Below are 14,633 nucleotides of genomic sequence, written 5' to 3'. Positions count from 1 at the left end.
ACTACCATATCGGAGTCCTACAACCCCAACAAGCAAGCTTGTTGGTTTGGGCTCTTCCCGTTTCGCTCGCCGCTACTCAGGGAATCGAATTTTCTTTCTCTTCCTGCAGGTACTAAGATGTTTCAGTTCTCTGCGTCTACCTCTAATCAGCTATGTATTCACTGAAAAGTAATATCCTATAAAAGATATTGGGTTCCCCCATTCGGAAATCTCTGGATCATAGCTTACTTACAGCTCCCCAAAGCATATCGGTGTTAGTCCCGTCCTTCATCGGCTCCTAGTGCCAAGGCATCCACCGTGCGCCCTTATTCACTTAACCTTATCAACCTTACGGTTGGGTCTTGATCACTTCTTCTAGCGATAGAAGGTTAATCAATAAATAAGCAATTGAACTTATTAAAAAACTCATTCAACGCGGTGTTCTCGGTTTGTTTTGATTCTTTTTACTTCAATATCCAGTTTTCAATGAACGAATCTGATAGCAAAAGCTATCAATGGAGCCTAGCGGGATCGAACCGCTGACCTCCTGCGTGCAAAGCAGGCGCTCTCCCAGCTGAGCTAAGGCCCCGAATTTATTTGATTGAGAGTAGACCTCTCAAAACTGAACAAAGTAAAGACGAAATGTGTATTTCCGTAATATTCCTTAGAAAGGAGGTGATCCAGCCGCACCTTCCGATACGGCTACCTTGTTACGACTTCACCCCAATCATCTATCCCACCTTAGGCGGCTGGCTCCAAAAAGGTTACCTCACCGACTTCGGGTGTTACAAACTCTCGTGGTGTGACGGGCGGTGTGTACAAGGCCCGGGAACGTATTCACCGCGGCGTGCTGATCCGCGATTACTAGCGATTCCGGCTTCATGCAGGCGAGTTGCAGCCTGCAATCCGAACTGAGAGAAGCTTTAAGAGATTTGCATGACCTCGCGGTCTAGCGACTCGTTGTACTTCCCATTGTAGCACGTGTGTAGCCCAGGTCATAAGGGGCATGATGATTTGACGTCATCCCCACCTTCCTCCGGTTTGTCACCGGCAGTCTCGCTAGAGTGCCCAACTAAATGATGGCAACTAACAATAAGGGTTGCGCTCGTTGCGGGACTTAACCCAACATCTCACGACACGAGCTGACGACAACCATGCACCACCTGTCACTTTGTCCCCGAAGGGAAAGCTCTATCTCTAGAGTGGTCAAAGGATGTCAAGACCTGGTAAGGTTCTTCGCGTTGCTTCGAATTAAACCACATGCTCCACCGCTTGTGCGGGCCCCCGTCAATTCCTTTGAGTTTCAACCTTGCGGTCGTACTCCCCAGGCGGAGTGCTTAATGCGTTTGCTGCAGCACTGAAGGGCGGAAACCCTCCAACACTTAGCACTCATCGTTTACGGCGTGGACTACCAGGGTATCTAATCCTGTTTGCTCCCCACGCTTTCGAGCCTCAGCGTCAGTTACAGACCAGAGAGCCGCCTTCGCCACTGGTGTTCCTCCATATATCTACGCATTTCACCGCTACACATGGAATTCCACTCTCCTCTTCTGCACTCAAGTCTCCCAGTTTCCAATGACCCTCCCCGGTTGAGCCGGGGGCTTTCACATCAGACTTAAGAAACCGCCTGCGCTCGCTTTACGCCCAATAAATCCGGACAACGCTTGCCACCTACGTATTACCGCGGCTGCTGGCACGTAGTTAGCCGTGGCTTTCTGGTTAGATACCGTCAGGGGACGTTCAGTTACTAACGTCCTTGTTCTTCTCTAACAACAGAGTTTTACGATCCGAAAACCTTCTTCACTCACGCGGCGTTGCTCGGTCAGACTTTCGTCCATTGCCGAAGATTCCCTACTGCTGCCTCCCGTAGGAGTCTGGGCCGTGTCTCAGTCCCAGTGTGGCCGATCACCCTCTCAGGTCGGCTATGCATCGTGGCCTTGGTGAGCCGTTACCTCACCAACTAGCTAATGCACCGCGGGTCCATCCATCAGCGACACCCGAAAGCGCCTTTCACTCTTATGCCATGCGGCATAAACTGTTATGCGGTATTAGCACCTGTTTCCAAGTGTTATCCCCCTCTGATGGGTAGGTTACCCACGTGTTACTCACCCGTCCGCCACTCCTCTTTCCAATTGAGTGCAAGCACTCGGGAGGAAAGAAGCGTTCGACTTGCATGTATTAGGCACGCCGCCAGCGTTCGTCCTGAGCCAGGATCAAACTCTCATAATAAAAGTTAGAACAATCTTGCGATTGTTAAGCTCAATTTGTTTGCTAGCATATTGCTTGCTTGTTAAAAATGTTTGTTGTCTTGAATTGAATCAAGACGCCCTACACATTTGGTTCGTCTATTCTTTGTTCAGTTTTCAAAGGTCTACGTTACCTCGCAGCAACTTTTATATCATAACAAACTTTCGTTCGAATGTCAAGAACTTTTTTAAAAAAGTTTTTTAAGTTGTTTTGCTCGGTCGTCGCCATCTGTTGTGACAACTTCTATATCTTATCATTATCTCAGTTGTTTGTCAACAACTTTTTAAAACTTTTTTGTTATTTTATAACAAGTTTTTTTGATTAAATGATTGATTTAAAAGCAATTTCTTTAACGACTTTGTTATTCTAACATGTTATTTATCTTTTCGTCAAGAAAAATTTTTAACTTTTTAAAACTTTTTTCTTAACGAACTGTTTGTCAGAACAGATATTAATATACCAAGGATTTTTCTAAAACGCAACTATTATTTTGCAGAAAAATAACATTTTTTTCAATTTCGAACGATGAATATTTTCTGCAAAGAAAACATTCGTTTCTTTATCTTATAATCCCTTTTCTCTTACTGAAATGTTCGTTAATCATTCGTAAAAAAAAGCAACGTACTTTATTGTACGTTGCTCTCGTCTTTTATTCCAGCGATTGGAATAAAAATTCTAAAGATCGTTCCTTGATGCAATACGCTTTCTGCATCAATACGTCCTTTATAGTTTTCGACTAATTGTTTTGCAATCGATAGTCCTAAGCCATTACCGCCTTTATTTCTTGCACGGGCTTTATCTACTCGATAGAATCGATCAAATATTTTCTCCAAGTCTTCTTCAGTGATTCCTTCACCAAAATCTTGCACAGCTATTTCAAATTCATTCATCGTTCGAGAAATGGAAATATGCACTTCTTTTCGATCGGTTGAATATTTAATCGCATTATCTAATAGAATAATTAGCAATTGTTCAAAGTGATTACGATAGATTTTCAGTTCAACTTCGGTTGGTAAATCGTCATCTAATGTGATATGAAACTCAGGATAAACCAATTGGAAGTTATTAAATACTTGGTAGACTACTTGTTTAGCATCTGTTCGTTCATTTGCATATTGGGTGTCCACTTGTTCAGCGCGTGAAAGGTCAAGCATTTCTTGGACCAAACTCTTCATACGACTAATTTCTTGTAAACTGGCCTTTAATGATTCATCTAAAATTTCAGGATCGTCTTTCCCCCAACGATTTAAAAGGTTTAAATGGCCTTCCATAATCGCAACGGGCGTTCTTAATTCATGGGAAACATCTTCAACAAACTGCTCTTGTTGTTCGATATAGCGTCTCATACGATCTAACATTTCATTAAAGATTTCCGAGATATCTGCTAACTCATCTCTCGTATTAATCTCCGGCATGTGGACATCTGATTGCGGGTCTTTGCGGATTGTATCCATCGTGTCTCTCAATACTTTTAATGGTTTTAAGAAATAAGAAGAGAGGATAAAGCCTAAGACACTACTTACAATCAGAGAAATCACTTCTAAAACTACAAGTGTTAATAATAAATGATTACGAATTTCATAAAAAGAAGAAAGTTCATAAAACGCTTGAATATAGCCAATCTTTTCTCGTGTTTCTTTTGAAAAAATAGGTTCCACGGAATAAAAACCGGTTTTATCAAAAACGGTTCGAACAACAGGTAATTGTCGATCCAATTGTAATAACTTATCATATTCATTTTGTGTTTTAAAAACTAGCTTTTGGTTTGTGTCATACACAGATAAATAAAGTTCTGGTTGTCCTAGTTCAGATATGAAACTGTCCATTTCCATAAACGAACCTTCTACTGCTGTATGCTTATTATAGTAGTTTTCATCTCTTTCACTCGGCGTTTTTAAATAGTCAAAAACGTCTGTTACCGTTAAATTTTCATTGGCATTAGCTAATCGATTTGTTACTTCTGCAATCGTTGCTTCGACATTTTCCTTTTCTTTGGCAACAATAAGACTGACAGAAGACTTATAGGTAATCACCGCAAAAATGGTAAAAACTACAAATATAAAGAAAGAACTTGCGAAAGCCCACTTTATAGTTAAAGATGGGCCTTCCAGTTCTTTTTTAATCGTTCTTTTCATTAATTAGTTCTCACGAACGCATAACGTAGCCAGTTCCACGGACAGTTTGGATGTAGCTTTCTTCTCCAGGTACGTCAATTTTATTTCGTAAGTAGCGGATATACACATCCACAACGTTTGTTTCTACTTCTGTTTCATAGCCCCAAACTTTATTTAGTAACACATCACGTGCCAAGACAACATTCACGTTTTCCATTAGCGTTAATAGTAATTCGTATTCGCGTTTTGTTAATTCAATCATTTCAGAATTACGACGAACGACACGATTTTCTTTTTCAATTGTTAAGTCACGATATGTAATCGTTGTTTGTTTTGCAACGTTTTTATCGCCCTCAATATCAATACGACGAAGTAACGCACGTAAACGAGCTAACAATTCTTCAATTGCAAATGGTTTAACAATATAATCATCCGCTCCATGGTCTAAGCCAGAAACACGGTCAATTACTGAATCACGCGCAGTCATCATAATAATTGGTGTATTTTTCACTTGGCGAACACGGCGACATACTTCTAATCCATTTAATTCTGGTAACATCAAATCAAGAAGGATAGCATCCCATTCGTTGTTAAGAGCGGCTTCCAATCCTGTACGACCATTGTAGTGTACTTCTGTCGTATACCCCTCATGTTTTAATTCAAGCTCAACGAATCTCGCTAAGTTCTTTTCATCTTCAATAATTAAAATGTTGCTCATTTGATTAATTGTCCTTTCTCTTTAAAAGCTATACTCAAGCTCAACCTTTTTATTCCTTACTACTTATTAGAGAATTACTACTCAATCTGTCTGGTTCTTTTTTAAGCCACAGTAAAACCATGAGCATGGTGAGCCACACTCATGGTCTCCAGCGTGTTTATTCTTCGTTGTACCAGCTGTAATGGTAGATTCCTTCTTTGTCTGTGCGTTCGTACGTATGAGCACCGAAGTAATCACGTTGTGCTTGAATTAAATTCGCTGGTAAGCGATCTGAACGATAAGAATCGTAATAAGCAATTGCAGATGAGAATGTTGGTACAGGAACACCTGCTTGAACAGCAATCGCAACAACTTCACGAACGGCTTGTTGATATTTTTTCGTAATTTCTACGAAGTATTCATCTAACAACAAGTTTTCAAGTGCTGGATTTTTTTCATATGCATCGGTAATTTTTTGTAAGAATTGTGCACGGATAATACAACCTGCTCGCCAGATTTTTGCAATTTCACCAAATGGTAAATCCCATCCGTATTCTTCAGAAGCTGCACGGAGTTGTGCAAAACCTTGCGCATAACTCATTAATTTACTAAAGTATAATGCTTCGCGAATTTTTTCAATCAATTCTTTTTCATCGCCTGCAAAGTTAAAGGCTGCAGGTTTTGATAAAATGCCACTTGCTTTTACGCGTTCTTCTTTGTAAGCCGAAATAAAACGTGCAAATACTGATTCTGTAATTAATGGTAATGGTACGCCAAGATCTAACGCACTTTGGCTTGTCCATTTACCTGTTCCTTTGTTGCCTGCTGCATCAAGAATAACATCAACGATTGGTTGGTCGGTTCCTTCATCATCTTTACGTGTCAAAATGTCAGCCGTGATCTCGATAAGGTAACTGTCTAATTCGCCTTCGTTCCATTCTTTGAAAATCTCTGCCATTTCATCAACAGATAAGCCTAAGATTTGTTTCATTAAGTCGTAGGATTCAGCAATTAATTGCATGTCCCCATATTCAATCCCATTATGAACCATTTTTACATAATGTCCAGCACCATTTGGGCCAATGTAAGTCACACATGGTTCACCGTCTTCTGCTTTAGCTGAAATTTTTTCAAGAATTGGCGCAACTAACTCATACGCTTCTTTTTGTCCGCCAGGCATGATAGATGGTCCTTTCAAGGCTCCTTCTTCTCCGCCAGAAACGCCAGTACCAATAAAGTTAATTCCTGAGTTTGCTAGTTCTTCATTACGTCGCATTGTGTCTTTGAAGAACGTATTACCGCCATCAATTAAGATGTCGCCTTTATCAAGGTGTGGTAACAATTCTTGGATTGTCGCATCTGTTGCAGGTCCAGCTTTAACCATCAACATAATTCGACGAGGTTTTTCAATTGCATTCACAAATTCCTCAATTGAGTATGTTGCTTGAAAGTTTTTGTCAGGATGTTCTTCAACCACTTCTGTTGTTTTTGATCCTGTACGGTTATACAGCGCAACTGTATAGCCTCTGCTTTCAATGTTTAAAGCAAGATTTTTCCCCATGACAGCCATGCCGACTACGCCAAATTGTTGTTTTGTCATTTTATGACCTCCTATATTATAATCAACGAAAATTCTATGAGCATTCTCTTATAATCCTCACTATTATAACGCACTATCTTTCATATGAAAACAATATAGTGCCAATAAATTTCCAATTTCTTCATATTTTCTTAAAAAAATACAAATCCCCTAGGCTCCATGGTTAGCCTAGGGGATTCAACATTTCAAAAAATGTTTTTATGCTTATGCTTCTTTAGACATTACGTCTTTTCCATCGTAGTGACCACATGCTGGACATACGTGATGGCTTTTTTTCATTTCACCACAGTTTGAGCATGCATTTAAGCCTTTGATTGTTAATTTGTAGTGTGTGCGACGTTTTGCTTTTTTCGCTTTAGAAGTTCTTCTAGCTGGTACTGCCATTGTTGTTCCACCTCCTTGTAAAGATGCGTGTATTTACATACACAATATATTCCAACCTAGCTGTTATCTTCCTCTTCAGCATTATCGCTGAGTAATTCTGATAGTTTAGCCAGACGAGGATCCACTGTTTGTTCTGCTGCTTTCTGCTTACTTTCCAAATATGCTTCTTCTGAAATCACTTCCCAGTCATTGCCACTTGGCATTTCTTGACTGTTTTGTTCTTCTTCTGTAAGCACTTGAATTGGAATGGACAATAGAATGTTGTCTTCGACAGATTCATCTAAATCAATTGTTGGCTTGTCCAATAAAATAATCTCTTCAGCTGCAAATCGTTCATCTCTTGTATCCATTTGTTCTTTTGTCATAAAGACTTCATCGACCGTGATTTGCATTGGCAAAGCCACAGGTTCTAAAGAACGGGATGAAGGAACGGTTACAGTTACCTGAATAGTGTAATGAAGTAAATATTCTGATTTATTGACTGCTAATAAGCCTTCTACTTTGATTGGACTTACATCCAACAAGGTATCATCTCGTTGAAGAAGCTCTTCTTTAAGATGCAATGTTTCTGAAAACACTAGCGGCTCTTCTTTGTATTTATTTAATTCTAACAAAGACCACTTCATAATTATCACTCCTAAGCAACAAAAGCTATTATACAGGGGTATGAAAGCTTTGTCAATGAAATTTTCTTGACAGCCCTTTCTTATTTCCTGTTTTTCTTTCGTTTTTTTTATAATTGTTTTTCTGTTGAAGATAACTTAGCGCTTATTTAATTAAATAACAAAATTTTTGTGTGAAATAACATAAATAATTTAAAACTCAGACATAATTTTACTATTTGCGCCCAACTCTTTATTTACTGAATACGTGTTTCTGAACATTTCATACTACTGTCTTCCTTGTAAAAAAAGCTGAGACAAACTGACGAATCGGTTTGTCCCAGCTTTGCGTCCGAGTACATATTGCTTAAAATCAAATGATTGAATTAATTAGATTTAGATAGCTGTTGTTGCTCCGCGGTAAACAATACCACGACGAGGATCAACAGTAATCACTTCGTCATTATTAATTAATGATGTTGCATCTGCAGCACCTACGATAACTGGAATATTTTGCGCAATCGCTACAACAGCTGCATGAGAAGTTAAACCACCTTCTTCAACAACTAATGCTGATGCTTTTTCAATTGCAGGCATGTATTCTTTATCTGTTGTTTTTGTAACTAAAATAGCTCCTTCAGTCGCTTTAGCAACTGCTTCTTCAGCAGTTCCTGCAACAACGGCTTTTGCAATAATTGCTTCTTCGCCGACACCTTGACCTTGAACTAATTTAGAACCGATCATTTGAATTTTCATTAAGTTTGTTGTGCCTTTTTCGCCAACTGGAACACCAGCAGTGATAATGATTAAATCACCTTCTGAAGCATAACCTTCTTCTTGTGATACTTTTGAAGCTAAATTAAACATTTCATCTGTGCTTGATGGTTTGTCAGCAACTGTTGCGTAAACACCCCATGATAATGATAAGCTACGTGCTTTTTGTTCTGAGAACGTAATTGCAACGATATGTGCTTTTGGACGGTATTTAGAGATCATACGTGCTGTATGGCCTGATTCTGTTGCCGCAACGATTGTTTGGATACCCAAGTTACGTGCTGTATGGCCAACAGATTGTCCGATTGCTTCAGTCATATCTGTTTTGCTATATAATTTCAATGCGAATGAATCTTGGTTAACTAATGTTTCTTCTGTACGAACTGCAATACGAGCCATTGTTTGAACAGCTTCTAATGGGTAATCCCCTGCTGCAGTTTCGCCTGATAACATTACTGCATCTGTTCCATCGTAGATTGCGTTTGCTACGTCATTTGCTTCCGCACGTGTTGGACGTGGGTTACGTTGCATTGAATCTAACATTTGTGTTGCAGTGATAACTGGTTTACCTAAAGCATTACATTTTTTAATTAAAGCTTTTTGGACAACTGGAACATCTTCTGTTGGAATTTCAACACCCATGTCACCACGAGCAACCATTAAACCATCAGAAACTTTTAAGATTTCATCGATATTATCGATACCTTCTTGGTTTTCGATTTTAGGAATGATTTGGATGTGTGTTGCGTTTTCTTCTTCTAAAATTTTAGTGATTTCTAAAACGTCAGAAGCACGACGAACGAAGCTAGCTGCGATAAAGTCAATTCCTTGACCAATTCCGAAACGGATATCGTTAGCATCTTTTTCAGTGATCCCTGGTAAGTTTACAGAAACGCCTGGTACGTTAACGCCTTTTTTGTTTTTCAAGACGCCTTCGTTTTTAACAACTGTTACGATTTCGTTTGCATCACGGTCGATATCAGTTACTTCTAAATCGATTAAACCATCATCTAAAAGAATGTGTGAACCTACGTTTACATCATTGATTAATTCTGGATAAGTGATTGAGAATTTTTCATTTGTTCCTAAAACTTCTGTCATAGAAATACGTACTGAATCACCAATTTTCATTGTGATTGCGCCATTTTCCATGTCATTTGTGCGGATTTCAGGACCTTTTGTATCTAGTAAGATCGCTACGCGTTTCCCTGTAATTTTTACAGCTTCACGAATGTTTTTAATACGAGCACCATGCTCTTCGTAGTCACCATGTGAAAAGTTCAAACGGCAAACATTCATACCTGCATTAATTAAGTTTACTAGCATATCAACGGATTCACTAGCTGGTCCAATCGTACATACGATTTTCGTTTTTTTCATTACTAAAACGCTCCTATTCCAAATTTGTTTATACAAAGCTAATAAGATTAGCTAATATACAAGATTAAAAAGAAATTTCATGATTTAACTCATAAAGAGATAAATCTGGTTTGTGTTTATTGTTTTCTAACGTGTCAATAATATCAGCTGCAACTACTTGGTTATCTAACATACCGATACATAAACCGCCTTTGCCTTCTTTTAGAAGTTCAACAGCATATGACCCAAATTTACTTGCTAATACACGGTCACGAGCACTTGGCGAGCCCCCACGAACCACGTGTCCTAAAATTGATACACGCGTATGGAAATCACCGTATTCAGAAAGTTTATCAGCAAATTCATTTCCGCCCATTACGCCTTCTGCTAAAATGATTAAGCAATGTTTTTTCCCGCGGTCGCGGCCTTCTTGAATACGTTTGGCAACGTTTTTCATATCAAAATCATGTTCAGGAATAATGATTTCATCTGCTCCACCAGCCACGCCTGACCACAATGCGATATCACCAGCGTTACGTCCCATTACTTCGATAACGAATGTACGAACATGAGAAGTCGCTGTATCACGAATTCGGTCAATTGATTCCAAAACAGTGTTAATCGCTGTATCAAAACCGATTGTGAAATCTGTTCCAGGAATATCATTATCAATCGTTCCAGGAATTCCAACAGCGGGGAAACCACGTTTTGTCAAAGCCATTGCGCCATGATAAGAACCGTCTCCACCAATAACAACTAAGCCTTCAATACCGAATTTTTTCAATTGTTCGATTCCTTTTAATTGCCCTTCTTCAGTAGCAAATTCAGGATAACGAGCAGAGTACAAGAATGTTCCACCACGTTGAATCTTATCGCCAACGTCAGCAACATCTAAACGACGGATGTCGCCTGCGACTAAACCGGCAAATCCATAGTTAATACCGTAAACTTCGATTCCATCAAAAATACTTTTGCGTACGACTGCACGAATTGCAGCGTTCATTCCAGGGGCATCTCCCCCGCTGGTTAAAATACCAATGCGTTTCATTCGCTATTTCACCTCATATAATATACTTTCAACTGCCAAAAGAAACCTTTTCGCAAAAATTGATATACAAAAATATTACGTCATTCATTTTACCATTAAAGAACCAAAATGTCTTGAGTTAAGAAGAAAAAAATGAAAAAAGTTGAAAACAACTAGTATTTTTTACCGTAAATCATTTGAAAATGACGTTTTGCTCGCCTAAAACGTAAGCTAATTGTTGCTGACTAGCGCTTGTATGAGCGACCCAATTTTCTTCATTTAATACTATTTTCTTTCCTGTTTTTTCAAAATAGACAATCACTGGAATGTGTCCAGCATGACGACTGAGTACCTCTTTCATTTTCTGAAAAACGTCCGTTTGTTCGACATCTTTTGTAATTCTGATAAAACACGTTTCGTCACTAATTGATGTTTCTACTTGTTGCGCTTTTTCTATTCGTTGAACCAATATTTGCAATTCTTGATTGTACGTACTGCGCTCCACTTTTCCTTCCACATAATAAACTTGCCCTTTCTCGACACTCTGTCTTAACTGGCGAAAAACGGTTGGGAACAACGTTAGTGAAATACTTCCTGTTGTATCATCCCCATCAACAAAGGCCATTTGTTCTCCCTTTTTGGTCCGAATCGTCCGAATGTTTTTGACATAAATCAATAATTTCGTGGGCTGATTTTCAACAAGTTCATGAACAAGTTGCGTTTGCTTGGCTAAGCGTGTTTTTTTGAACTCTTCTGTCGGATGTCCTGATAAATAGACCCCTAAATATTGTTCTTCTTGTTCTAGTCGCTCTTCTAGCGGATAATCGGCAATTTCTTCTTCCTTTGGCTTCAATGTTTCTAACAAATCCATACTACCACCGCTGAGAAGAATACTTTGGATATTACTCTCTAAACCTACTGCTAATTGACGGCGATTAGGCGCAATTTCGTCAAATGCACCGATGGCAATCAATGGTTCGATATTTTCAACTTTCAACCACTTACGGTCAATTCGCAAAAGAAACTCATCGAACGTTTTGTACGGTCCATTTTCTCGGCGTTCATTTAAAATATTTTGAATGAAGTCTCGGCGGATTCCTTTTAAAGAACTAAAACCAAATAAAATTTGCTGTTGCTGATTTAGGTAAAAGCTGTAGTGACTTTGGTTAATTGACGGCTGCAAAATCGTCTGCTTGTTTTTTCTAGCTTCGCCAATATATTCTTTAATTTTTGTTGGATTATGACGAACAGAGTGCAACAATGCGACATAAAAAGCACTTGGATAATGAACCTTCAAGTAAGCCATTTGAAAACCAATAAAGGAATAGGCAAATGCATGCGAGCGGTTAAAGCCATAATTAGCAAAGCGCTCAATATAATTGTACACTTGGTTAGCTGTTTCTTGGGGATAGCCTTGTTGTAACGCACCATTAACAAAATGATTCCGTTCTTCATCTAGCACATCTTTTTTCTTTTTACTAATGGCCCGACGTAAAATGTCAGCTTGCCCTAAAGAGAAGCCTGCCATTTTCGCAGCAACTTGCATAATCTGCTCTTGGTAAACAATAATTCCGTACGTATTTTCTAAAATGGGGGCGAGACTAGGCTCTGGATAACTAATTTGTTCCAAGCCTTTTTTCCGGCGGATGAAAACATCAATATTTTGCATCGGACCAGGACGATACAAGGCATTGACAGCAGCAATATCTTCAATGCTAGTTGGTCCTAATTTTCTTAATACATTCCGAATTCCAGCAGATTCAAACTGGAAAACGCCACTTGTTTCCCCTTTTCTAAATAAAGCCAGCGTTGTTTCGTCATCTAATGGAATCTGATTCAAACGAATGGTTTGATTATAGACGCGTTTAACAGCTGTGAGGGTATCATCAATGATGGATAAATTTCTTAAGCCCAAGAAATCCATTTTCAGAAGACCAATTTTTTCAACATCATTCATAGTAAATTGGGTCAATAAAATTTCATTCGATCCTGGTTGTAACGGAACCAAATTCAAAAGATTTTCATCACTAATTACCACACCTGCTGCGTGCGTAGAAACATGGCGAGGCAATCCTTCTAGCTGAACAGCTGTTTTATAGAGCAATTGATTATTTGGTGAAAAATTGACCAATTCTTGCATCCGTTTTGACTCTTGGTATGCTTCTTCTAACGTAATTTTCAGCTTGTTGGGGACAGCTGCCGACCAACGATTCGCTTCACTCTGGGACAACCCGAAAACACGTGCAACGTCCCGTAAAACCATTTTCGCAGCCATCGTACCAAACGTGGCAATTTGCGCCATATGATAATGACCATATTTTTGACTGACATAAGCTAAAACTTCCTCCCGCCGATTATCAGGAATATCTAAATCAATATCGGGCATCGTGTAGCGTTCTGGATTCAAAAAACGTTCAAAAAGCAAATCATATTTGATTGGATCTACATCTGTAATTGATAGCACATAGGACACTAAAGAGCCTGCAGCTGAACCTCGGCCAGCGCCTGTAACAATTTGATTGTTATGACAGAAGTCCATCACATCCCAAACGATTAAAAAGTAATCATCAAAACCCATATTGTGAATGATGGTTAACTCTTTTTCTAATCGTTTTTGGTAAACTTCATTTAGATGAGGCACTCTTTCTGGTAATTTTTCTAAACACAATGTGCGTAAATAAGAACCAGCCGTTTGATTATCAGGCACAGGAAAATGCGGTAATAATTTTTGATGTAAAGGAATGTCAACTCGGCAATTTTCAGCTAGCTGAATCGTATTCTGGACCACTTCTGCACCAGCTATTTGAAGCATTTGTTCCATCGTCGTCTCTGCTTCACGCAAGTAATTCAGACCTTCTATTTCCGGTGTTTGGCTTGTAATATTCAATTGATTATTTTCTTTGATGCTCTCAAGAACAGTAACGGCAAAGCCTTCTTCCCTTGTTAAATGACGTACCTCTTGCAAAGCCACGCCAGGTAATTGTTCTCTTTGGTAAAAAGAAAAGAGCGCTGGATTGCGTTGTTGATTCATTGAAAAAGAATGTTCAACAAATAACGACTGGGGATCAAAATATGAAGCAAGTTGTTGGAAAGCGTGAACCGCTTGTTGTTCATCTTCAAAAAATGTTTGGGCGACTTCTCCTTTGGCTGACAAAGTCACGGCAAATAAATCACTTAATAAGGATTGATGTTCTGCTAAGTAAAAGGGACCCTCTGTCGTCATTTTGCTGCTAGATAGTTGCATTAATTGCTGATACCCTTTTAAATTTTTAGCAAATAAAAGCAACTCGGAATGCCCTTCTTTTTCTGCTGGGGTATATTCTAATCTTAAACCGATAATTGGTTGAATTCCCGCTTCTTGGCATGCTTCATAAAATTCAACCGCCCCATGCAAGACATTGATATCGGTAATCGCTAATGTTTGATAACCTAACGCTTTCGCTTGTTTTACATAGGAACGAATCCTAACCGTACTAGATAAAAGCGAATAGGAAGTAACGGTATGTAATTGTGGAAATGACATTGGACAGCTCCTTTTTGAATCCTTGCTATTTTTTTCCTCTTCTCTTATTTTCCTATCGCGGATTCTTTACTTTTAAAGAAAATATGCTAAACTAAGAGCTAGAAAAGAGGTGCTCATATGCGTTATCTTGTTGTATTTTTCTGGACCTTCGCATTAGGCCAAGTCGTTGGATATATCGGCGGTGCATTATCTGGTGGTTCATACGACTTTAAAATGACAACGATTCTATCGTTGGCAACAGCCGTTATTATTTTATTAATTGCACACTTTGCAGTACCGAAAGAAACCAAACCTGTTAAATAAGAAAAAACCAGTTACTAAAGTTAT

At 39.0% G+C, this 14,633-nt stretch carries 9 protein-coding genes, 1 tRNA gene and 2 rRNA genes (1 of these 12 running past the window's edge); 1 reads left to right on the top strand and 11 read right to left on the bottom strand.

The window, feature by feature from the left end; all coding sequences use genetic code 11:
- The 11 genes from IGJ03_RS03915 to dnaE form a co-directional block, all read right to left on the bottom strand.
- Positions 1–319, bottom strand: a 23S ribosomal RNA gene (locus IGJ03_RS03915); it reaches 2,594 nt to the left of the window's first position.
- A 176-nt stretch (positions 320–495) separates the two neighbouring features.
- A tRNA-Ala gene (locus tag IGJ03_RS03910) sits at positions 496–568 on the bottom strand.
- Between the two features lie 79 nt (positions 569–647).
- Positions 648–2,208: ribosomal RNA gene (locus IGJ03_RS03905) — 16S ribosomal RNA — on the bottom strand.
- Together the 16S and 23S rRNA genes with 1 tRNA gene alongside form the textbook arrangement of a ribosomal RNA operon.
- Positions 2,209–2,852: 644 nt before the next feature.
- On the bottom strand, positions 2,853–4,361 hold the full coding sequence (locus IGJ03_RS03900) for a HAMP domain-containing sensor histidine kinase (RefSeq protein WP_002376241.1): 1,509 nt from the start codon (positions 4,359–4,361) through the stop codon (positions 2,853–2,855).
- A gap of 10 nt (positions 4,362–4,371) precedes the next feature.
- On the bottom strand, positions 4,372–5,058 hold the full coding sequence (locus IGJ03_RS03895; protein ID WP_002355954.1) for a response regulator transcription factor: 687 nt from the start codon (positions 5,056–5,058) through the stop codon (positions 4,372–4,374).
- 157 nt (positions 5,059–5,215) lie between these two features.
- Positions 5,216–6,637: an NADP-dependent phosphogluconate dehydrogenase gene (gene gndA / locus IGJ03_RS03890; protein WP_010821581.1), complete on the bottom strand. Its 1,422-nt coding sequence runs from the start codon at positions 6,635–6,637 to the stop codon at positions 5,216–5,218.
- Positions 6,638–6,841: 204 nt separating this feature from the next.
- On the bottom strand, positions 6,842–7,021 hold the full coding sequence (gene rpmF / locus IGJ03_RS03885; protein ID WP_002355952.1) for a 50S ribosomal protein L32: 180 nt from the start codon (positions 7,019–7,021) through the stop codon (positions 6,842–6,844).
- Positions 7,022–7,077: 56 nt separating this feature from the next.
- Positions 7,078–7,647: a YceD family protein gene (locus IGJ03_RS03880; protein ID WP_002363429.1), complete on the bottom strand. Its 570-nt coding sequence runs from the start codon at positions 7,645–7,647 to the stop codon at positions 7,078–7,080.
- Positions 7,648–8,019: 372 nt separating this feature from the next.
- Positions 8,020–9,777, bottom strand: a complete 1,758-nt coding sequence (pyk, locus tag IGJ03_RS03875; protein WP_002355949.1) for a pyruvate kinase — start codon at positions 9,775–9,777, stop codon at positions 8,020–8,022.
- Positions 9,778–9,841: 64 nt separating this feature from the next.
- The gene (gene pfkA, locus IGJ03_RS03870; RefSeq protein ID WP_002355947.1) at positions 9,842–10,804 is read right to left on the bottom strand and encodes a 6-phosphofructokinase; all 963 of its coding nucleotides are present in this window, start codon (positions 10,802–10,804) and stop codon (positions 9,842–9,844) included.
- A gap of 172 nt (positions 10,805–10,976) precedes the next feature.
- Positions 10,977–14,306, bottom strand: coding sequence for a DNA polymerase III subunit alpha (gene dnaE / locus IGJ03_RS03865; RefSeq protein WP_438711076.1), 3,330 nt, complete (start codon positions 14,304–14,306; stop codon positions 10,977–10,979).
- A 117-nt stretch (positions 14,307–14,423) separates the two neighbouring features.
- Between dnaE and IGJ03_RS03860 the strand changes: the two genes are divergently transcribed.
- The gene (locus IGJ03_RS03860; RefSeq protein WP_002355945.1) at positions 14,424–14,609 is read left to right on the top strand and encodes a YjzD family protein; all 186 of its coding nucleotides are present in this window, start codon (positions 14,424–14,426) and stop codon (positions 14,607–14,609) included.
- The last annotated feature ends 24 nt before the right edge of the window (positions 14,610–14,633 follow it).

This window comes from Enterococcus sp. DIV1315a (genome assembly GCF_051712325.1).
Classification (GTDB): domain Bacteria; phylum Bacillota; class Bacilli; order Lactobacillales; family Enterococcaceae; genus Enterococcus; species Enterococcus faecalis.
Note: the sequence above shows the minus strand (reverse complement) of the source record. Positions and strands in the feature narration are given on the sequence as shown.